Annotated in this window: 20 protein-coding genes and 1 pseudogene; all 21 read right to left on the bottom strand. The window is 46.2% G+C overall.

Annotated features, from left to right (window positions below; all coding sequences use genetic code 11):
* Window positions 1–167: 167 nt before the first annotated feature.
* Window positions 168–1,295 carry a non-hydrolyzing UDP-N-acetylglucosamine 2-epimerase gene (wecB, locus tag VK097_RS06410; RefSeq protein WP_324210977.1) on the bottom strand — a complete coding sequence of 376 codons (1,128 nt, stop codon included), beginning with the start codon at window positions 1,293–1,295 and terminating at the stop codon, window positions 168–170.
* An 18-nt stretch (window positions 1,296–1,313) separates the two neighbouring features.
* Window positions 1,314–1,943 (bottom strand): uracil phosphoribosyltransferase, encoded by a 630-nt coding sequence (upp, locus tag VK097_RS06405; protein ID WP_324210976.1) that lies wholly within the window; start codon window positions 1,941–1,943, stop codon window positions 1,314–1,316.
* Window positions 1,944–2,223: 280 nt separating this feature from the next.
* Entirely contained in the window at window positions 2,224–3,459 is a 1,236-nt protein-coding gene (glyA, locus tag VK097_RS06400) for a serine hydroxymethyltransferase (protein WP_324210975.1), read from the bottom strand.
* Window positions 3,460–3,604: 145 nt separating this feature from the next.
* A complete protein-coding gene (locus VK097_RS06395; RefSeq protein ID WP_414672162.1) occupies window positions 3,605–4,177 on the bottom strand; it encodes a TIGR01440 family protein in 573 nt (190 codons plus the stop codon).
* The gene (rpiB, locus tag VK097_RS06390) at window positions 4,177–4,644 is read right to left on the bottom strand and encodes a ribose 5-phosphate isomerase B (protein ID WP_324210974.1); all 468 of its coding nucleotides are present in this window, start codon (window positions 4,642–4,644) and stop codon (window positions 4,177–4,179) included. Before rpiB ends, VK097_RS06395 begins: the two co-directional genes overlap by 1 nt.
* Before the next feature lie 58 nt (window positions 4,645–4,702).
* Window positions 4,703–5,311, bottom strand: coding sequence for a low molecular weight protein arginine phosphatase (locus tag VK097_RS06385; RefSeq protein WP_324210973.1), 609 nt, complete (start codon window positions 5,309–5,311; stop codon window positions 4,703–4,705).
* A 236-nt stretch (window positions 5,312–5,547) separates the two neighbouring features.
* Window positions 5,548–6,102 carry a manganese efflux pump MntP gene (locus VK097_RS06380; RefSeq protein WP_324210972.1) on the bottom strand — a complete coding sequence of 185 codons (555 nt, stop codon included), beginning with the start codon at window positions 6,100–6,102 and terminating at the stop codon, window positions 5,548–5,550.
* Between the two features lie 112 nt (window positions 6,103–6,214).
* Window positions 6,215–7,240 carry an L-threonylcarbamoyladenylate synthase gene (locus VK097_RS06375; RefSeq protein ID WP_324210971.1) on the bottom strand — a complete coding sequence of 342 codons (1,026 nt, stop codon included), beginning with the start codon at window positions 7,238–7,240 and terminating at the stop codon, window positions 6,215–6,217.
* 398 nt (window positions 7,241–7,638) lie between these two features.
* Window positions 7,639–8,040, bottom strand: coding sequence for a GNAT family N-acetyltransferase (locus tag VK097_RS06370; RefSeq protein ID WP_324210970.1), 402 nt, complete (start codon window positions 8,038–8,040; stop codon window positions 7,639–7,641).
* A gap of 101 nt (window positions 8,041–8,141) precedes the next feature.
* Entirely contained in the window at window positions 8,142–8,756 is a 615-nt protein-coding gene (gene spoIIR, locus VK097_RS06365; protein WP_324210969.1) for a stage II sporulation protein R, read from the bottom strand.
* A 171-nt stretch (window positions 8,757–8,927) separates the two neighbouring features.
* Window positions 8,928–9,821 (bottom strand): peptide chain release factor N(5)-glutamine methyltransferase, encoded by an 894-nt coding sequence (prmC, locus tag VK097_RS06360; protein ID WP_324210968.1) that lies wholly within the window; start codon window positions 9,819–9,821, stop codon window positions 8,928–8,930.
* A complete protein-coding gene (prfA, locus tag VK097_RS06355; protein WP_324210967.1) occupies window positions 9,802–10,872 on the bottom strand; it encodes a peptide chain release factor 1 in 1,071 nt (356 codons plus the stop codon). The genes prmC and prfA overlap by 20 nt, the downstream gene beginning before the upstream one ends.
* 484 nt (window positions 10,873–11,356) lie before the next feature.
* Entirely contained in the window at window positions 11,357–11,980 is a 624-nt protein-coding gene (locus VK097_RS06350) for a thymidine kinase (RefSeq protein WP_324210966.1), read from the bottom strand.
* A gap of 485 nt (window positions 11,981–12,465) precedes the next feature.
* The gene (locus tag VK097_RS06345) at window positions 12,466–12,711 is read right to left on the bottom strand and encodes a type B 50S ribosomal protein L31 (RefSeq protein ID WP_324210965.1); all 246 of its coding nucleotides are present in this window, start codon (window positions 12,709–12,711) and stop codon (window positions 12,466–12,468) included.
* 162 nt (window positions 12,712–12,873) lie between these two features.
* A complete protein-coding gene (rho, locus tag VK097_RS06340; protein ID WP_324210964.1) occupies window positions 12,874–14,151 on the bottom strand; it encodes a transcription termination factor Rho in 1,278 nt (425 codons plus the stop codon).
* Between the two features lie 574 nt (window positions 14,152–14,725).
* The gene (gene glpX / locus VK097_RS06335; protein ID WP_324210963.1) at window positions 14,726–15,694 is read right to left on the bottom strand and encodes a class II fructose-bisphosphatase; all 969 of its coding nucleotides are present in this window, start codon (window positions 15,692–15,694) and stop codon (window positions 14,726–14,728) included.
* Between the two features lie 100 nt (window positions 15,695–15,794).
* Complete coding sequence (murA, locus tag VK097_RS06330) at window positions 15,795–17,081, bottom strand: UDP-N-acetylglucosamine 1-carboxyvinyltransferase (protein ID WP_324210962.1); 1,287 nt, start codon at window positions 17,079–17,081, stop codon at window positions 15,795–15,797.
* 127 nt (window positions 17,082–17,208) lie between these two features.
* Entirely contained in the window at window positions 17,209–17,850 is a 642-nt protein-coding gene (fsa, locus tag VK097_RS06325) for a fructose-6-phosphate aldolase (protein ID WP_324210961.1), read from the bottom strand.
* A 240-nt stretch (window positions 17,851–18,090) separates the two neighbouring features.
* The gene (locus VK097_RS06320; RefSeq protein WP_324210960.1) at window positions 18,091–18,483 is read right to left on the bottom strand and encodes a response regulator; all 393 of its coding nucleotides are present in this window, start codon (window positions 18,481–18,483) and stop codon (window positions 18,091–18,093) included.
* Between the two features lie 176 nt (window positions 18,484–18,659).
* Window positions 18,660–20,261 carry a CTP synthase gene (gene pyrG, locus VK097_RS06315; RefSeq protein WP_324210959.1) on the bottom strand — a complete coding sequence of 534 codons (1,602 nt, stop codon included), beginning with the start codon at window positions 20,259–20,261 and terminating at the stop codon, window positions 18,660–18,662.
* 298 nt (window positions 20,262–20,559) lie between these two features.
* Window positions 20,560–20,742: pseudogene (locus tag VK097_RS06310) on the bottom strand (group II intron reverse transcriptase/maturase); the annotation flags it as partial.

The raw sequence follows: 20,742 nt of genomic DNA, 5'->3' as shown, positions 1-20,742 counted from the left end.
ACCTCGGCTCAAGAGTTTGCCGCCAACTTCCTTCAGATTCCACCTCACGATGGACACCCTTGTCTTTGGCTAACGGTTCCTACTACCAAGTCCGTAGGAGACTTTCACTCCCTAGACATAACACATGCCCGGCGCACAATAGAAAGGATCCGGCCGCCCGCCGGATCCTACTTTATTGCCTTATTATTAAAATACGTCATAATCGCATCGGCTATTTTCCCGGACGCTTCACCATCGCCATACGGATTGGATGCTTTAGCCATGTCATCATGAGCTGCATCATCACTTAATAGTTCGTCAGCCAGATCAAAGATATTTTCTTCTTCAGTGCCGGCCAGCTTCAGTGTTCCTGCCTGAATGCCTTCTGGACGCTCAGTCGTATCACGCAGGACAAGAACAGGTACACCCAGCGACGGGGCTTCTTCCTGCACGCCGCCGGAATCCGTCATGATTAAATGCGACTTTGCGGCGAAATTATGAAAATCAACTGCACCAAGTGGTTCAATCAGTTTAATCCGGTCATCATCACCTAAAATGTCGTTCGCTGTCTGTTGCACAACCGGATTCAGATGGACTGGATAAATAACTTGTATATCACTGTGCTTATCAACAAGCCGCTTGATAGCCCGGAACATCTGCTCCATGTTACTTCCAATATTTTCGCGGCGGTGGGCAGTCACAAGCACCAGCCGCCGATCACTGATTTCATCGAGTACCGGGTTGGCGTATGTATCATCAACCGTTGTTTTCAACGCGTCAATCGCTGTATTCCCGGTCACAACAATGCGGTCGGACGGTTTATTTTCATCCAGAAGATTCTGCTTGGATTTATCCGTCGGTGCAAAATGCATATCAGCCATGATACCTGTCAGCTGCCGGTTCATTTCTTCAGGATAAGGCGAATACTTGTCCCATGTCCGCAAGCCTGCTTCAACATGTCCCACTGCGATCTGGTTGTAATAAGCAGCCAGCGACGCGGCAAACGTTGTTGTTGTATCACCGTGAACCAGAACCATATCAGGCTCTGTTTCCTTCATGACTTCATTAAGCCCTTCAAGTGCGTGTGTAGTAATTTGAGCAAGTGATTGTTTACTTTTCATAATGTTCAAATCATAATCGGGGATAATTCCGAAAATATCCAGGACCTGATCGAGCATTTCGCGATGCTGCGCGGTGACCGTTACGATTGGTTCAACATTTTTAGGACGTTTTTTCAGTTCCAGAATGAGCGGAGCCATTTTGATGGCTTCCGGCCTCGTTCCAAAAATTGTCATCAGTCTGATACGCCTGTTCATTCCGCACCCACTCCAGAATTATTTTGTGCCATACAACCGGTCACCGGCATCCCCGAGTCCCGGTATAATGTAACCATGATCATCTAATTTCTCATCGAGCGCTGCAAGGAAAATATCAATGTCAGGGTGTTCGTTTTGTATAACTTCAACGCCTTCCGGTGCCCCGACAAGGCACATCAGACGAATTTGCTTTGCTCCGCGTTTTTTCAGAGAATGAATCGCATCATTGGCCGAACCGCCTGTTGCCAGCATCGGATCGATGACAATCAGTTCGCGTTCTTCAATGTCAGAAGGCAGTTTAATGTAATATTCATGCGGCATGAGCGTCTCCGGGTCCCTGTACAAACCGACATGGCCAACGCGGGCTGCCGGAATCAGTTTCAGCATACCATCAACCATGCCAAGTCCCGCCCGAAGAATTGGAATCAGTCCGATTTTTTTGCCGGCCAGGACATTCGTTGTTGATTCCATTACTGGCGTTTCGGTTGTTTTTTCCTGCAATGGCAGATTGCGTGTAATTTCAAATGCCATCAGCATCGCAACTTCATCTACAAGCTCACGGAATTCCTTTGTTCCGGTATTTTTATCGCGTATGTATGTCAGCTTGTGTTGAATTAATGGATGATCCAGCACGTGTACCTTTCCCATTTTTACCGATCACTCCTTATCATTAGTGGCATCTTTAAAATTGTACTGAAAAATGGACGAGCTTTCAAGATTAAATGAGCATTTTTGGCAGCGGCCAAAAATGAACATCATTCGGAACCGTCGTGCGAAATTGCGGGGGCATCGCGCGATTTGGAGCAGTTGTCGCGCGAATTTCCGGGCAGCTCGCGCGAATTCATGCCATCCTCGCGCGAAACCACATCCCACAGGCGTGGCTTTCCCCACGAAAAAAGGACACTCCAATCAGGAGCATCCTTTTAGCTTATGCGTATATTGCAAAACTACCGGTCAGCGTCTGTACACGTTCTTCTGCTTCACGCAATACGTTTTCATCTTCATGATTGTTCAAAACCAGTGAAATGATTGAAGCAATTTCTTTCATTTCCGGTTCTTTAAATCCGCGTGTTGTCACGGCTGCTGTTCCAATGCGCATGCCGCTTGTGACAAACGGGCTCTCTTGATCAAATGGAATGGTGTTTTTATTGGCGGTGATGCCGATATCATCCAGCGCTTTTTCAGCAACTTTTCCGGTCAGGTTCAAAGGTGTCACATCAAGCAGCAGCAGATGATTGTCCGTTCCGCCTGATACAACACGGAGGCCTTCGTTCGCCAGTGCTTCGCTTAGTGCTGCAGCGTTTTGGATAACCTGTTTCGAGTAGGCTTTGAAATCATCAGACAACGCTTCCTTAAAGGAAACAGCTTTAGCTGCGATGACGTGCATCAGCGGGCCGCCCTGCATTCTTGGAAACACGTTTTTATCGACCAGTTTCGCATATTCTTCTTTGCACAAAATCATGCCGCCGCGTGGTCCGCGCAATGTCTTATGTGTTGTTGTTGTCACAAAATCAGCATGTTCAACAGGATTTTGATGGAGTCCGGCTGCAACAAGTCCGGCAATATGTGCCATGTCTACGAGAAAATAAGCCCCAACCTCATCAGCGATTTCCCGGAATTTGGCAAAATCAATTTCGCGGGAGTAAGCACTGGCGCCGGCGATGATTAACTTCGGCTGAACTTCCTTTGCGCGTTCGAGAACGGCATCATAATCAAGTTTTTCTGTTTTCTCATCGACACCGTAATCCGCAACGTTATACAATTTCCCGCTGAAATTAACCGGGCTGCCATGTGTCAAATGCCCGCCATGGCTCAAGTTCATGCCGAGAATGGTATCTCCCGGATCCAAGACGGAAAAATACACCGCCATGTTTGCCTGAGCGCCGGAATGCGGCTGGACATTCGCATGATCAGCGCCGAACAATTCCTTTGCCCGGTCGCGTGCCAGGTTTTCCGCAACATCCACGTGCTCACAGCCGCCATAATAGCGTTTGCCAGGGTAACCTTCTGCGTATTTATTTGTCAAAACAGAGCCCATTGCTTCCATAACTGCTTCAGATACAAAATTTTCAGATGCAATCAGTTCAATTTTTTCCTGCTGGCGTGTTTTTTCTGCCTGGATTGCTTCATACACTTCATGATCTGTTTGCTTTACATGGTCCATAGGTAAATTCCTCCTTGTTATTTAGGGTGTAACATTTGATATGATCAACTGGTTTTTGTGATATCAACCACAATATATACCAACCCAAATTCAGCGATATCAACGCAAACGCCGGAGCCCGTACCCCGAAAACCGCAACAATCAATCAACCGCCATCGATGCCGGCAGCTTCATAATCATACACGGCACGTTTTCCGCCGATCAATTTTGGGCGGGTTTGTGCAGCAGCGACGCGCGCATTTCCAACTATCCGCTGGTCAAACCTGAGCGGAACGGCAACCGGTTTCAAATGCATGCCAATCATCGTTTCGCCGATGTCGATTCCGCAATCCGCGTTGACAGCCTCAACAACGACCGGGTTTTTCATATGTTTATAGGCAAATGACGCCATCGAACCACCTGCACGGGGAACCGGAATTGCTGAAACGTCATTAAGCCCGTGCCGCTGAAATGTTTCTTTTTCCACTACAAGCGCACGATTCAGATGCTCACAGCATTGAAAAGCGATTGAGCTGCCGGTCTCCGATTGCAGTTTCTCCAGCTCTTCAAACAGAACAGATGCGATCTCCTCGCTGCCGGATGTGCCAATCCGCTCACCGGCTATTTCACTGGTCGAACAGCCGACCACAAACAAGTCGCCTTCACTCAGATGTCCGCTTGCCTGCCACTCGCCGGATATAGCTTCCATATCCTGCCTGACTTGTTCTTTGATATCCATCAAAGCTCACCTGCCTCTTGCTTTGGCCGATTTGCTTCATACGCTGTCACTTTTTCAATCCGGTTCGCGTGCCGGCCGCCGTCAAATTCAGTTTCCAGCCATGTTTTGGCAATGTCACGGGCGAGTCCCGGACCGATAACCCGTTCCCCCATCGCCAGCACATTGGAATCGTTGTGCTGACGTGTCAATTTGGCACTGTAGATATCGCTGAGGAGCGCACAGCGGATGCCTTTCACCTTGTTCGCGGAAATCGACATGCCAATGCCTGTTCCGCAAATAAAAATACCCCGGTCAAATTCCCCGCTGGCAACACGCTCCGCTGCCGGCAGCGCATAATCGGGATAGTCGACCGAATGCTCGCAGGAACAACCCGCGTCCTCGTATTCAATATTCAATTCGTCGAGCAGTTTTGCCACTTCATTCCGAATCGTCATACCTGCGTGATCACCTGTTATCAGCACTTTCATCATCTGCACCTCCCACTGTCAAAAAAGTCAATCATTTTTACCAGCTTAACATATTGCATCACGTGTCATACAGTTTTTTAGCCAATTCGTTAACATGTTTTATTAGCTCTTCCAACGTCGTTTTGTATATTTCCATGCTTCCGCCAAATGGATCCGAAATATCATAATTAATCAGACCGGCTTTAAGTTCTTGTATCTTTTCCCAGTCACTCTGAAGATGCTGATTGAGCTGTTGATGGAGTGTATGCTGATCCATTTTGTGCTGATTTCGCTGAATGTACTGGGAACGCTTTTCCTCATAATCGGCATACTGCTGTTTCAAGTCGTTCCAAATCTGTCTGTCAGCATGGGAAACATACTCTTTTAATGTAAAATATTTTTCCTGAAAATCAGGAAAATCAAGAATCAGTGACTGTTTATGCTGGGTTGTCATCGTCAGCACCAAGTCCGCCCAGTGCAGCAAGCTCTTGGTCACCGGCTGGGATTTTGTATCAAGGGGGACGCCTTGCTGGTTTAAAGCTTCCACGGCATGGTCATTCGGGCGCTGATGGCTAACAGCAAAAATCCCTGCCGACTGCACTTCAGCCTCAGGCACTTTATGTTTTAACAGCGCCTCCGCCATCGGGCTTCGGCACGTATTTCCAGTGCAAACAAACAATATCTTCATTGGGATGAACCTCCGATACCCTTTATGTATTGAAACAAGGAAACTTCTTGCTAGTGAAGGCGGGATATAACGTATTTTAATTCCTACCCAAACTATATCATAGAATAATTGGGTTGTCAGAAAAAATTCAGAAAAGCAAGCTGCGAAAAAATCCGTACTTGTATCCTTCAAGCCAACTCTTAAGATAATACATAAAAAAGACTCCCCGTCACCCGAAGAGCCTGTCGTTTCGTCAATCATCCAAACAGTATATTTAAACCAAACCCGCAAAGGACACTGCCACCCAATATTTCGCTGTAAGCGCCGAGGAGTCCATGCATTTTTCTTCCTAAAATCATGCCGGCCCATGTGAGCAGCATACTGACTGATCCAAACAACAATAGGGCGATGGCAGTTTTTACTTCCGACAACCCGAGACTGAGTCCGACTGAAAAACTGTCGAGGCTGACACTCAGCGCGAAAAATAACAGCCCGACACCGACCGGCTGAGCCAGACGTTTCGCCTCATGGTTAAATGCGGAAAAAACCATTTGAGCACCGATTCCTACTAGCAGCAATCCGCCGGTAAGCGTTGCATATTGCCCGATTTGCGTGGAGATTGCCTGTCCCAATAGAATACCGATAAACGGCATAATGATATGGAATAAGCCGATAACAGCACCGACAGTGGCAATCCGCTTCAGCCTGATCTGCTGCATTCCCATGCCAAGACTGACAGAAAATGCATCCATCCCCAGTGCAATCGCCATAAATACCAGTGATACAATTTCACCTAATTGATAAGCCGACATTCACAATCCCCCTCGGACATGCTACTAAACTATATGTCTGTCCGAGGAAAAATATGCAGTCGGTCATTCGCTCACCCTAACGGAGATTATATTATCCACAAATTGTTCCTTATTATTCATTATCCACATACGAAGCGGCTGCTTTTTCCAGCCGGTTCATGATAGCCTGGCCGATGTCTGTCTGCGGGAATGTTTCACACACAATCAGGTCAACGTCTCCATTTTTAAATATACGCAGCGCGTCGTACAGCTCTGCCGCAATTTCGCGCAAATTTGATCCGAGGGGGATGACACGGTCTGCCTTAAGTTTATCCGCCGTCTCCGTACTGGCCATGACGCCGATGCGTTTCTGTGGACCCCGTTCTGTGTCGATGACTGCTTGTATATTTTCCGGTGTACCGGCGACCAGCCACATCGGGACTTCAGGAGCGTAATGTGTATACTTCATACCCGGCGCTTTCGGATTTTCAGTTGTATTCGCCAGGGCGGGGTCGACCATTACGGAGCCGACTGTCGCTTCAAGCTGTTCTTTTGTAATGCCGCCGGGCCTTAAAACGATCGGGATATCCTGTGTACAGTCAACAACCGTTGATTCAACACCGACTCCGGTCGGACCGCCATCCACAAGCCCGGCAATTTTACCGTGTAAATCCTCCCAGACATGATCAGCAGTGGTCGGGCTCGGTTTCCCGGAAATATTGGCACTCGGAGCGGCCACAGGAATATCGCACGCCTTCAGCAGCTCACGGGCAACAGGGTGTTCCGGAATCCGGACACCGATTGTGGATAATCCTGCCGTGACATTGCCGGCACATATGCCATTACTTGGCAGAACAACCGTCAGCGGTCCCGGTGTCAATGTATCCAGCAATTTTTCAGCAACCGGAGGCAACGCGCTGACCAGACCGTGCAGTCGTTCTTTCGTGGCAACATGGACAATCAGCGGGTTATCTTCAGGACGCCCTTTTGCCTCGAAAATACCTGATACAGCCGCCTTGTTTGTCGCGTCTGCTCCCAGGCCGTACACCGTTTCAGTAGGAAAAGCTACTGTCCGGCCGCTCCTCAACAGTTCAGCAGCATCCCGGATTGCCTGATAGTCGGGTTTTTCCGGTTGTATCGTCCATCGTTTTGTCTGCATCGCTCGTATCCCTCATTTCTATCGTATATCCCCATGCAATGAACAATAAACCTCAATAATGGGGATAACTATACCCGAGTGTCCGATTTTGTTCAACTTCATTCTAGTCGAACAGTTTTTTTCACGCAAAAAAATAAGCCTGGGAGTACTTTTCCACAGGCTATCCACAGGTCAAAAGACGGGAATGTCATCCTGAAAACAAAAAGGTATTATCTTTACTTTTAAAAAAAGCTCTGTTCCGGCAAATGGTGTCATGATGGCAGATTCTGCAAATTAGTTGTCCCCAGCCCTAATACATTTCTCCACATGAAGTGTGTATAATAAATGGGGTTATCCAGCCGTTTTAAACAAGTTACCCACATCCTGTTGTGTATAATTGTTGATAACGGGATAACTATCTATGATACGTTATAAGTCCACCAATTTCCTTTATTGTCCGGCTGATTTGCCACAAACGCATTTTCTTTTTGCGGGGAAAACTGCAGTGCTTCAAGCAGAACGTCGACCATCGGCTGGTGGCTGTGGACGAATAACTGCTTTGCCTGCTTTTCTTTAGCCAATGCCAGAATTGATTCCAATAAGACGGGTAACGATGCGGCTGCATTTTTTGTCACATAAAGCTGTTTCAGCCAGTAAATATCCTCATCTATCGAATCTATGACAAAGCATCCTTCAACCATTCCATTAAACTCAACCACATAACCCTTTTCCAGCAATAAATCCCGTTCAACATCTTTATTGTTTTCCAAAAATGTTTCGAGTTTCTCTTTTGTTGCCTGATTTGCTGCGATCAGTTCCATTTTTTCTCACCTCTATGATTTTGAATTTTTTCGGCACAGGGTCATGGTGACTTTCTTCACATCTTTCTAGTACGTTATGCAAAAACTAGATAATCTATGACCTAACTGAACCATTCAAAGAGAAAAAATTTGACCTCAGCCTCTTGTTCTTCGTCCTTAACATCTGCTTCCTCATCTGTTTTGGTCTCTTCCGCTTCAGCAACACTGGTTCCGTTTGAAAAATCCAGGAAGCAGAGCGGCGGGAAGAGCACGCACCACCAATTGGCGCCCTTGCCTTCACCCAGTGTGATCAGCACCGCTTCGTACTCACCCGGCGGATACATGTATGAACCATATAGCTTGGCGGGGAACGTGATATTTTCGCCGTATTCAACGTCCAAGTCCTGATGCTTCTTTTCTTCTTCCAAAACATCTGCCGCAATATCGCGTATTTCCGGGATCTTCTTTTCTATTAATTTTCTGGCTTCATTAATATCGGTTATATCTTTAACCCACTCAGAGATAGCAGCATTCACCCCATCCCGCACCTTCCGTTTCAACTCCTGATCATCCGGCTTATCACTGTTAGCCAGAATCCGCAGTCGGATCGCCTCATCCGGAATCACCTTAATATCAGACTGAGCACTGCTTGTTCCGGCGTCCTCACTTAAAAACTGGACAGGCATAATCAATAGAATAATCATAAATATAAGTACAGAAATCGTAAACCGTCCCATCGAATAAAACCCCTTTCCAACCTGATGTATCAAACAGTATGGACGAAGGGGCTAATTTTCATACTATCAATCTATTAATATTTTTCACGGCGTCTCAGAGGGGTATTGGACTGGACAGCTAACTCCAGGACCGCTTCGGCCATTGTGAGCGTTTTTCTCCCGGACATGGTGTCAGAGCTCATGACCCGGTGAACCCAATATCCCGCTGACAATCCGATCTTTTCCGTTCATATCCTGGGTGATTGCTGCATCACTTTCCGGAAAAGCATTTTCCAGCATGGATTTGACCGTCTTTCCCTGCTCATGTCCGATTTCGAAAAACACATACCCGTCCTGCTTCATCACGTTCGGGAGCTCAGCTATCATATCCTTGTAAGCACCAAGGCCCTGTTCTTCTGCAAACAAAGCATGTTCCGGATCGAAATTTTTCACCGTATCAGAGAGTGACATCTTTTCCTCAGATGCGATGTACGGCGGATTGGAAACGATCATGTCAGCCTGGATAGCCCGGTCAACCAGCGGCTTCAGATAATCCCCCTGCAGAAAATTAACAGTTACACCCAGCTGCTCAGCATTTTGACGGGCAACATCAAGCGCCTCCTCTGATATATCGGTTGCGTATACTTCCGCTTCCGGAAATGCTAGTGCGAGGGTTACAGCGATGATGCCTGTCCCGGTCCCAATGTCTGCAATGGTAATCGGCTCATTCGGAACTGTACGTATAATATGCTGAATGAGTTCCTCCGTTTCCGGGCGCGGTATCAATGTATGTCCATTGACATGAAAATCCCTGCCGAAAAACGACGCATATCCGGTAATATGTTCAACCGGCACGCCGGTTTCCGCATGACATTCAATCGCCTGCTGAAATGGCATTAGCACTGCTTCCGAAACAGGGTCGCGCATTTTCATGAACAATTCGGAACGCGATACCCCCAGAAAATGCTGCAGGAGCAGTTCAGCCACTTTTGGCTCGCGGTTATTTTTTTCTAAAAAAAGAGAAGCCCGGCGCAGGACTTCATGCAATTTCGATTCGTTTTCCATTTTATTCACCAATTTGCTCAAGTTTTTTCGCCTGTTCTTCGAGGAGCAGGGCATCGATGAACTCATCCAATTTTCCTTCCATGACTTGATCAAGCTTTTGAATGGTCATGCCGATACGGTGATCGGTTACACGTGTCTGCGGAAAATTATACGTGCGAATGCGCTCTGAGCGATCCCCGGTTCCGACTGCGGATTTGCGGTTCTCATCGATTTCCTCCTGAGCCTCCTGCTGGAACTTGTCATAAATGCGTGCACGAAGCACTCTCATTGCTTTTTCCTTATTTTTGATTTGTGACTTTTCATCCTGGCAGGACACAACAATCCCGGTCGGATCATGTGTCAGACGCACTGCAGACATGGTTGTGTTAACACTTTGGCCGCCCGGACCGCTGGAAGCAAATGTGTCGACGCGAATATCTTTTTCATTTATATCGACTTCCACTTCTTCCGCCTCAGGCAAAACCGCTACCGTCGCAGTAGAAGTATGGATGCGGCCGCCGGATTCCGTTTCCGGGACACGCTGCACACGGTGTGCACCATTTTCGTACTTCAGTTTGGAGTAAGCTCCTGTGCCGTTTACCATGAAAATAATCTCTTTATAGCCACCGACACCGGTTGAGGTGGTTTCGATGACATCGATTTTCCAGCCCTGTGCTTCAGCGTACTTGCTGTACATGCGGTAAAGATCACCGGCGAATAAAGCTGCTTCATCGCCGCCTGCTGCAGCGCGGATCTCCATAAATACGTTCTTATCATCGTTTGGATCTTTCGGCAGCAGCAATATTCTTAACCGCTCTTCAAGCTCATGTTCTTTTTCGGAAAGATCCTCGATTTCAGCTTTCGCCATATCCTGCATGTCGTCATCTGATTCGTCTTCAAGCATTTCTTTTGCATCTTTCAATTGTTCTTCAACATCTTTATAGGTCCGGTAAGCCTGCACGACTTCTTCAAGGTCAGACTGTTCTTTGGAATAATCGCGCAGTTTTTTTGTATCACTTATGACATCAGGGTCACTGAGCAATTCATTCAATTTATCATATCGGTCTTCCAATGATTGCAATCGCTCTAACACAACGGTCACCTCTTTTCGATTAACAGTATAATTATAATACACTCATAAAGGGAGGTCAAAATTATACAGGACAGTCTTTCTCAACTTTAATACAGCTGATTTGCAGGCTAAATCAGCCGTATGTTCGAAATGCCGGCAGCATCAGCCATAAAAATTCCTTTGTATAGTTTTTGGTAGTCAATATTAATATAGCACATTATCAAAGGTCGAAGAATATTTTCAATATGACGATTTTCGGCAGCTGCCGAAAATCAACATTGTAGAAGGAGGGCCGACTTTTTATCGGATCGCGCGAAATCCGGGAAGTGTCGCGCGATTTCTTGGGAACGCCGCGCGAAGTTGGAGGGTTGTCGCGCGAAATGCTGAGGCCGTTGCGCGAAATCAGCCGGTCCTCGCGCGATATCCTGAGATGTCGCGCGATTTAATGCCAACCTCGCGCGAATTGTTCAACCTAACAAAAAAGAGCGCTCCCTGCACTCTTTTTTTACTCAGACATCTCGGTCATGGCTTCTGCGTTTTTTTTACAGGGTTTATTCGGTACTTCATGATGATGACGGCATCTGGGCTCGTACGATTCCGACGCACCCACCAGAATGACCGGGTCGTTATATGACGCCGGCTTGCCATCAATTAGACGTTGCGTTCGATTGGCGGGAGATCCGCAGACCGGGCAAATCGCATTCAGTTTTGAAATGGATTCGCTTTGTGCCATCATTTCCGGCATGGGGCCGAATGGCTCTCCGCGAAAGTCTGTATCAAGACCGGCCGCGATGACACGGATGCCTTTGTTTGCCAGCTCATTGGCTGCTGAAACAATGTTGTTATCAAAAAATTGGATTTCGTCGATTCCAACCACATCTATCTGACTGTGCTCGAGATATTCCAATATTTTCTCCGAATTTTTAGCCGGGCGTGCAATGATTGACGTACCGTTATGGGACACAACTGATTCATCGGCATAACGGTCATCGATCACCGGTTTAAAAACGCGGACCGACAGATTGCCGTATGTTGCCCAGCGAACACGCCGTATAAGTTCTTCGGATTTGCCGGAGAACATGCTGCCGCAGATCACTTCAATCCATCCGCTTTGATTCATCACGTACATGTGCGGGAACTCCCTTCCAAAGATATATTCCTATTATGTATGTATCAGTTTAACTTTATTTTAGATAAAATCTGTTAAAGTGAAACTTCAATCAGTAGGTGATTTTCCCACTGGTTGTTAGCTGAACAGAATCGAACCTTTACGGGCAGCTGATCCCCCGCTTATTTTTCTGATTTCTTGGACATATTGGAGTGGAGATCTTGCTGCCCGTTAAGGCGGGATAAGCCTTTTAGTCAAGACCGGAACAAATATCCCTTTTATTAAAGTGAAAAAACAGGCAAAATATAGACAAATTGCCTGTTTTTCATATAAATGAGGTATGGTTGCCTCAGCCAAATCCAGTTCCGCCTCCCAAGGGCTAATTGACTTCCTTCCCCTTCTTACGATAAGTCAACATCGATTCGCTTAGGCTCATCGTGTTTCCTTTATCTCGTACGGGGCAGTACAGTCCATACGCTCCTAATCGGGCGGCTCCACTTTTTAATTTATTTCATATTATATTTTTTCTTGAATCGGTCTACGCGTCCGCCGACTTTATCAGCTTTTTGTTTTCCGGTGTAGAATGGGTGTGAAGCTGAGCTGATTTCAACACGGATAAGCGGGTACGTGTTGCCATCTTCCCATTCGATTGTTTCTTCAGATGTCTGCGTTGAACCGCTCAGGAATTTATAATCCGAGCTTGTGTCCAGGAAAACAACTTTCCTGTATTCCGGATGAATTTCGTTTTTCATGTCTTTCCACTCCTTTTTGCCCTGAATCCTTATGCATTCAGAGTTATAGTAAGAGCCGTTCACAGGTCTCAAACGTTATCTGGTTATCTTAACTCACACAAAAAGATTATAACAGCGCCGCGTTATGATTGCAATAGCTAATCATTCCTTCGCGCTATATGGTTACTTCGTGCCTTTTCGCTTCATTTCATCGTCCATCTGCTGGAAAAACTCTTCATTGTTTTTCGTTGCACGCAGGCGTTTCAAGAAGCGGTCAAGGAAGTTATGGGAGTCCTGCATGGTTTTGCGAATTGCCCAGATTTTGTCAAGATGACTTTTCGAAACAAGCAATTCTTCTTTGCGCGTTCCGGATTTCAGTATATCAATCGAAGGGAAAATCCGGCGTTCGGCAAGACTGCGGTCAAGATGCAGTTCCATATTGCCTGTGCCTTTAAATTCCTCATAGATCACATCGTCCATCCGCGACCCCGTATCAACGAGCGATGTTGCCAATACGGTGAAGCTGCCGCCCTCTTCAATATTTCTGGCTGCACCGAAAAAGCGTTTCGGACGATGGAACGCCGCGGGATCAATACCTCCGGAAAGTGTCCTGCCGCTTGGCGGAATGACAAGGTTATAGGCACGCGTCAGCCTGGTGATGCTATCCATCAGAACGATTACATCACGTTTGTGTTCAACGAGGCGCATAGCTCGTTCGAGGACCAGTTCTGACACCTTTATATGGTTCTCCGGCACTTCATCAAACGTAGAACTGACGACATCCACATCTTCATGTACCGAGCGCTCGATGTCGGTCACTTCTTCCGGACGCTCGTCCACCAGTAAAATAATCAGTTTTGCCTCCGGATGATTCGTTGAAATGCTATTGGCAACTTCCTTCAGGAGAACTGTTTTACCTGCTTTTGGCGGTGCAACAATCAGTCCGCGCTGGCCATAGCCAACAGGTGTCATCAAATCAATGATGCGGGTTGATAAATTTTTGGGCTCGCGCTCAAGCTTCATTAATCGGTCAGGATGCAGAGCTGTGAGCGCCGGGAAGTGGACACGTTCCTTTGACGTTTCCGGATCTTCCCCGTTTACCGCGTCAACATGGAGCAAACCATAATAGCGCTCATTTTCTTTCGGCGGACGTACTTTACCGGAAACTTTGTCTCCATTCCTTAAATCAAAACGGCGGATTTGTGATGCGGAAATATAGATGTCTTCTGCACTTGGGGAATAATTGATTGGACGAAGAAAGCCGAACCCTTCTGAAGGGATAATTTCCAAAATGCCATCCATAAATAAAAAGCCGTCTTGTTCAGCCTGTCCTTTTAAAATAGCGAAAATAAGTTCTTTTTTTGTCAGTTTTGAATAATAGGATACTTTGTATTCCCGTGCCAGAGCATAAATTTCTTTCAGTGTTAATGTCTCCAGGTGGGAAATCGTTAATGATGCCATAAAATCACCACACTTATTCATTTTTGAAGATTATTCAAAGGAGCAGGTAAAGATGACACACCACTGTTCCTCGGAAAAGAAACGCGTTAATGCTCGCGTGCGAAGCGGATTTCAGTGAAGCATTTTCTGTGCTTTTGTTTGAATTTACCTACATTTCACGGCTCGGAGGACCGCACCGCCTCGAACTTCTTGGTCCATTTTATCCTCATCTTTGAACCTGCATTTTTACATTGTGAAAATAGTGAAATTGTTCTCTTTCTATTGTGAATGGTCAGTATAAAACGATAGAAGAGTTTACAGGAAGCTAGAATGGAAGTTTTCCAATTTATATTTATCATTACCAGTTGTTCCTATCCATAAACATCATCATACCTTTTTACAGCTAAATATTCAATACAATATCTGAACTTTTTGTCTGCTGTATCGGTATGAATAAATAAAGTGAAAATCAGCGGGATGTTTTTCCCCACTGATTTTCAGATGAACAGAATCGGACATTTACCGGGAACTGCCCACTTCCCTTTACGAGTGTAATTTCGAAGGACTGGCCAAAAGGAAATCTGCACAAACACAACTATGACTGGATAACAAGATTAGGTTTTTTCTTCAGGCTATGTTCTCCGTCAATAAAACGGACTGTGCCGCTTTTGGCGCGCATCACCACTGTTTGTGTTGTTGCTTTTGCACCTTTGAACTGAACGCCTTGAAGCAATTCGCCATCGGTTACACCGGTTGCGGCAAAGATGGCATCATCACCGCAGCAAAAATCTTCCATAGAATAGACTTTTTCGAGATCATCAATACCCATTTCCTTACAGCGTTTAATTTCGCCATCATTGGAGGGGACAAGCTTGCCCTGGATTTCCCCGCCAAGGCATTTTAATGCAGCCGCACTGAGGACACCCTCAGGCGCTCCGCCGATTCCGAGTAAAATATCTACGCCGGTGTCGTCAAAAGCCGTATTCATTGCTGCAGCCACATCGCCATCCGGAATTAACTTAATGCGCGCTCCGGAAGCGCGGATTTCTTCAATTAATTCCGCATGGCGAGGGCGATCCAACACGATGACCACCAAATCCTCGACTGCTTTATTTTTGGCATTGGCGACCGCTTTTAAATTATCGAGTGTCGGCGCGTTAATATCTATCTTGCCGACTGCTTCGGGACCAACTGCAATTTTCTTCATATACATATCCGGTGCATGCAGCAAAGTTCCGCCATCAGCTATCGCAATCACTGCCAGTGCGTTCCATGTACCCTGGGCAACAATACTGGTGCCTTCCAGTGGATCGACAGCGACATCCACTTCAGGACCGGAACCTGTGCCGAGTTTCTCGCCAATATAGAGCATCGGTGCTTCGTCTATTTCACCTTCACCGATCACAACATTCCCCTGCATCGGAATTGTATCAAAAACATCACGCATCGCTGAAGTCGCCGCATCATCTGCTTCATTCTTTTTCCCGCGTCCCATCCAGCGTGCGGATGATTGGGCTGCAGCCTCTGTTACGCGAACAATTTCCATCGTTAAACTTCTTTCCATATTTCCCTCTCCTTTAATTAAAAATGTCCTCATCCCAAAAGGATCTGCATATGAAAGGAGTTTTCTCTCTATTTAGCACGGACGCGCCGCGCTTTCTTTATTACGAGTTCTGAAATTGTTCTATTTCTTTTTTGCTCATTTCTTCCCGCCATACATTGGCGCCAAGACTTTTCAGTTTCTCGGTGATTTTTTCATAGCCCCGGTCAATATGGTCAACGCCAGTGATTTCAGTGACGCCGTTTGCCATCAGGCCAGCAATGATAAGTGATGCGCCGGCACGCAGATCGCTCGCCTTCACACGGGCACCTTCCAGCTGGACAGGTCCATTAACGATCACTGAGCCGCCCTCAACCTTAATCATGGCGTTCATCCGCCTCAATTCGTCAATATGTTTTAACCGGGCTGAATAGATCGTATCCGTTATAACACCTGTATTCACAGCTTTAGTCAATAATGTCGTAAACGGCTGCTGAAGGTCGGTCGGAAAACCGGGATAAACCAGCGTTTTCACGTCAACACTTTTAAGCGGCTGCTTCGGTGCGATATATAACTGCTCATCTTTCTGTTCGATGGTGACACCCATTTCCTCCAGTTTTGCCAGCACGGATTCCAAATGTTGTGGTATCACATTATCGATGATGACTTCGCTGCCTTGCGCTGCAGCAGCAATCGCATAGGTTCCGGCCTCAATCCGGTCAGGAATAATGGTATGCTGACACCCGTTTAATGATGGCACACCTTCAATCCGGATCACATCGGTTCCGACACCCTTGATATTGGCTCCCATGTTTGTAAGCAGGGTTGCAACATCAATGATTTCAGGCTCTTTTGCCGCATTTTCAATAATTGTTTTCCCTTTTGCTTTAACGGCAGCAAGCATAATATTGATGGTTGCTCCCACGCTGACGACATCAAGGTAAATTCTTGCTCCGCGAAGTTCATTGGCGCGGATATAGATGGCACCTTGTTCGTTGGTGACTTCTGCTCCCAGTGCTTCAAACCCTTTAATATGCTGGTCGATCGGGCGCGGGCCCAAATGGCACCCGCCCGGCAGCCCAATGACAGCCTGATTGAATTTGCCCAGCATGGCTCCCATAAAATAATAGGATGCTCTGAGCTTTTTGACTTTCCCGTTCGGGAGCGGCATGGAGACCATGTTTTCAGGGTCAATATGCACTGTTTGCCCATCCCAGCTCACTTCCCCGCCAATTTCCTCGAGCAAATCGCCAAGAGTATAGACATCTGAAATGTCCGGCAGTCCCTCAATGGCGACGTGTGAATCGGCTAAGAGTGCGGCAGGCAGCAATGCAACAGCACTGTTCTTTGCACCGTTGATCCGTACCTTGCCTTTTAATGGATGACCGCCTTCGATTAAAATCTTCTGCAATTACAGCACCCCGCTTTTAGACGTTGTACAGTTTTATAGCTGGTCAGTTGCCTGTGCTTTTCTAGTCCAGCTTCAGCTCCTGGCACTTTCCACCCTTATATTACACATTTTTTCCAGTTTTATGCATTTAGTTTTGCTTATTCCAATCAGCGAGGAATTTCTCGATTCCCTGGTCTGTCAGCGGGTGTTTAACCAGCTGACCGATCACTTTATATGGGAGTGTCGCAATATGTGCGCCATTCATGGCAGCATCTGTTACGTGTAATGGATGTCTGATGGAGGCAGCAATGATTTCCGCTCCAATATTATGGCGGCCAAACATTTCGGAAATCGTTGCGATCAAATCCATGCCATCATGACCGATATCGTCCAGACGGCCAAGAAACGGCGATACATAGGATGCTCCGGCACGTGCTGCCAGCAAAGCCTGATTTGCGTTGAAAATCAGTGTCACGTTTGTTTTAATATTTAAATCACTGAACGTTTTAACGGCTTTTAGGCCTTCCAGTGTCATCGGAACTTTTACCGTAATATTCGGTGCGATTCCCGCAAGTTCCTTTCCTTCTTTTACCATGCCTTCCGCATCCTCGGATATGACTTCTGCACTGACAGATCCGGGAACCTCATCCGTAATTTCTTTCAGGCGATCATGGAACGAAACGCCTTCTTTTGAAACCAGACTTGGATTCGTTGTCACACCCGCCAGAATGCCAAGCTCATTTGCAGATCGAATATCATCAATACTTGCAGAATCCAGAAAAATTTTCATTTGCCAACCCCTCGCTTTGTAAATTTATTGATCAATACCGGACAAAAGCCCGGCAATCATTGGCTAAGGCTTTGCATTAAAAATATGCGTACCCGAAAATAACTAAATTAACTACAGTATAAGAATACCAACAAGAACACAATGTCGCAAGCTTTGATTCAGCACGGCAGCATTCACCAAATTTAAAAAAGCAGCAAGGCACATAATGTCTGCTGCACTGTTTGTTTAAATATTATTCGTTCATTCAAAAATATCTTTGGCAAAATCGCTGACTTCCTGAATATTAAATGGTTTGGCAAAAATTTTCCTGACGATACTGAATTCACTTATCTCCTTTCTGATATCTTCCGCCAAACCGCTCATAACAATTACCGGAACAAGAACATTATCACGTTCCAGTTGTTTTAACACTTCCGGGCCATCAACAATCGGTAATTTATAGTCCAGCACAAGCAAGTCAAATGAATGGGCGTATAGCTGGCCGAGTGCTTCCTTACCGGTCTCTGCTGCTGTCACGCTGTACCCTTCATCGCTGAAAACTTCCTGTAATAACATACGTATTCCTGGCTGATCGTCTACAACCAGTATCTCCCTAGTCATACACTTGACCACTCCCCCATTTATGTATTTCATTGTTCCGCTCCTTGTCATTATTCTACAAAATTCTCCAAAACCCTTCTATTTTTTAAGAACGATTCTAAAATCCATATGTATATTAATGCAATGAGCTATTTAAAAAACCCGGATAAAAACTGAAAAGCCGTTTTTATCCAGGTCTCTTATTACAATTGTTTCGACTGGAATTGTACCTAGCAATCCCGGCAAGCTGCTCCGATAAATCCATGAAACAGCGACTGCGGACGATTTGGACGTGATTTGAATTCCGGATGAAACTGGCATGCAACAAACCACGGATGATCGGCCAGTTCGATCGTCTCAACCAGCCGGTCATCAGGGCTTGTTCCGGACAGAATCATACCGTTATCTTGCACTTGCTCCCGGTAGTTATTATTGAACTCATAACGATGGCGATGGCGTTCATAAATCAAATCCTCGTTTCCATAGGCCTGTTTTGTTTTCGTGCCATCCATCAGCTTGCATGGATAGCTGCCGAGCCTTAGTGTACCGCCCAAGTCGGAAATATTTTTCTGCTCCGGCAGCAAATCGATGATCGGATTTGGTGTGGCCGGATCAATTTCTGCCGAATGCGCATTTTCAAGACCGAGCACGTTTCTTGCAAATTCAACCGTTGCCAGCTGCATCCCAAGGCATATACCGAAAAATGGCTTTTTATTCTTGCGGGCGTAGCGAATAGCCTCGATTTTGCCATCAATTCCGCGATCACCGAAACCGCCCGGTACGAGAACACCATCTACATCTTCCAATTCACTTACAATTGACTCATAACTTAATTTCTCAGAATTAATCCATTTTACTTGAACATCCGTATCATACGAAAACCCTGCATGCTTCAATGATTCGACAACTGATAAATATGCATCAGGCAGCTCCACATATTTCCCGACTAGTCCGATGACCGTCGTCTTGGATAAATTCCGGACACTGGCAATCAGCTGTTCCCACTCCTGCATGGCTGCTTCGCTGCAGTTGAGACCCAGATGATCACACGTCAGCTGATCAAGCCGCTGTTTTTGCAGGGCAATCGGCACCTGATAAAGTGTATCAGCATCAAGCATCTCAATAACCATTTGTTTACTAGTATCACAGAACAATGCAATTTTTTCTTTCATTTCTTCACTGATCGGCAGTTCTGATCGCAGTACAATCGCGTCCGGTTGGATACCCAATGAACGCAATTCCTTCACACTGTGCTGGGTCGGTTTTGTTTTGACCTCACCGGCCGCCTTAATATACGGCACAAGTGTACAATGAATATACATAACGTGTTCCCGTCCAATGTCACTCTTAATTTGACGGATCGCCTCAAGAAACGGCAGTGATTCGATATCCCCGACAGTTCCACCGATTTCTGTGATGACCACATCAGCTTTTGTTGCCTGCCCGGCCCGGAAAACTTGTTCTTTAATTTCGTTCGTAATGTGCGGAATCACCTGCACCGTTCCGCCAAGGTAATCGCCGCGCCGTTCTTTCTTGATGACGCTGGAGTATACTTTACCAGTCGTAATATTACTGTACTTATTCAAATTAATATCAATAAAACGCTCATAATGTCCAAGGTCAAGATCGGTTTCCGCCCCATCCTCGGTTACAAACACCTCACCATGCTGGTACGGGCTCATCGTTCCGGGGTCAACGTTAATGTACGGATCAAATTTTTGAATGGTAACTTTCAATCCCCGATTTTTCAAAAGCCTGCCAAGTGACGCAGCTGTTATCCCTTTACCAAGTGATGACACCACACCGCCGGTCACAAAAATATACTTCGTCAATGCTAATCCCTCTTCTTTCTGTATGAATTTGTTCCATCTTCTCTGCTTTTGTGATTAGGTTATATCTGTTCTTAATTGTTAAACACCAAAAAGCCAGGCTTTTAATAGATTAGTGAAACTTCACTCAGCGGGCGTTATATCCCGCTAGCTGAACAGAATCAGACCTTTACAGGTAATCACCCTTCGTTCTCTGGAAGGTTAATGCCCATTATATGAGGAATAATCGAGTAGGAGACTAACCATTATTTGGTTAGTCGTCCTCTCACACCACCGTACGTACGGTTCCGTATACGGCGGTTCAATAGTTTAAGTACGCACGCTTGTATAAATGGTTCAGGTCTTTAAGACCCCACTTCACAAGCGTTTTATTTTTAATTGCCTTGTGCAAGGTTTCGCTTAGCGAAACCCTCCAGTAACCTTTCCTGGTATTCGCAACCTTCCAAGCTTCCTCATCTTCAATCCCGAGCTTTTTCAGCCGGGT

This window comes from Lentibacillus sp. (assembly GCF_035301675.1).
Lineage (GTDB): Bacteria > Bacillota > Bacilli > Bacillales > Amphibacillaceae > Lentibacillus.
The sequence above is the reverse complement of the archived record's forward strand: the minus strand, read 5'-3'. Positions and strand labels throughout refer to the sequence as shown.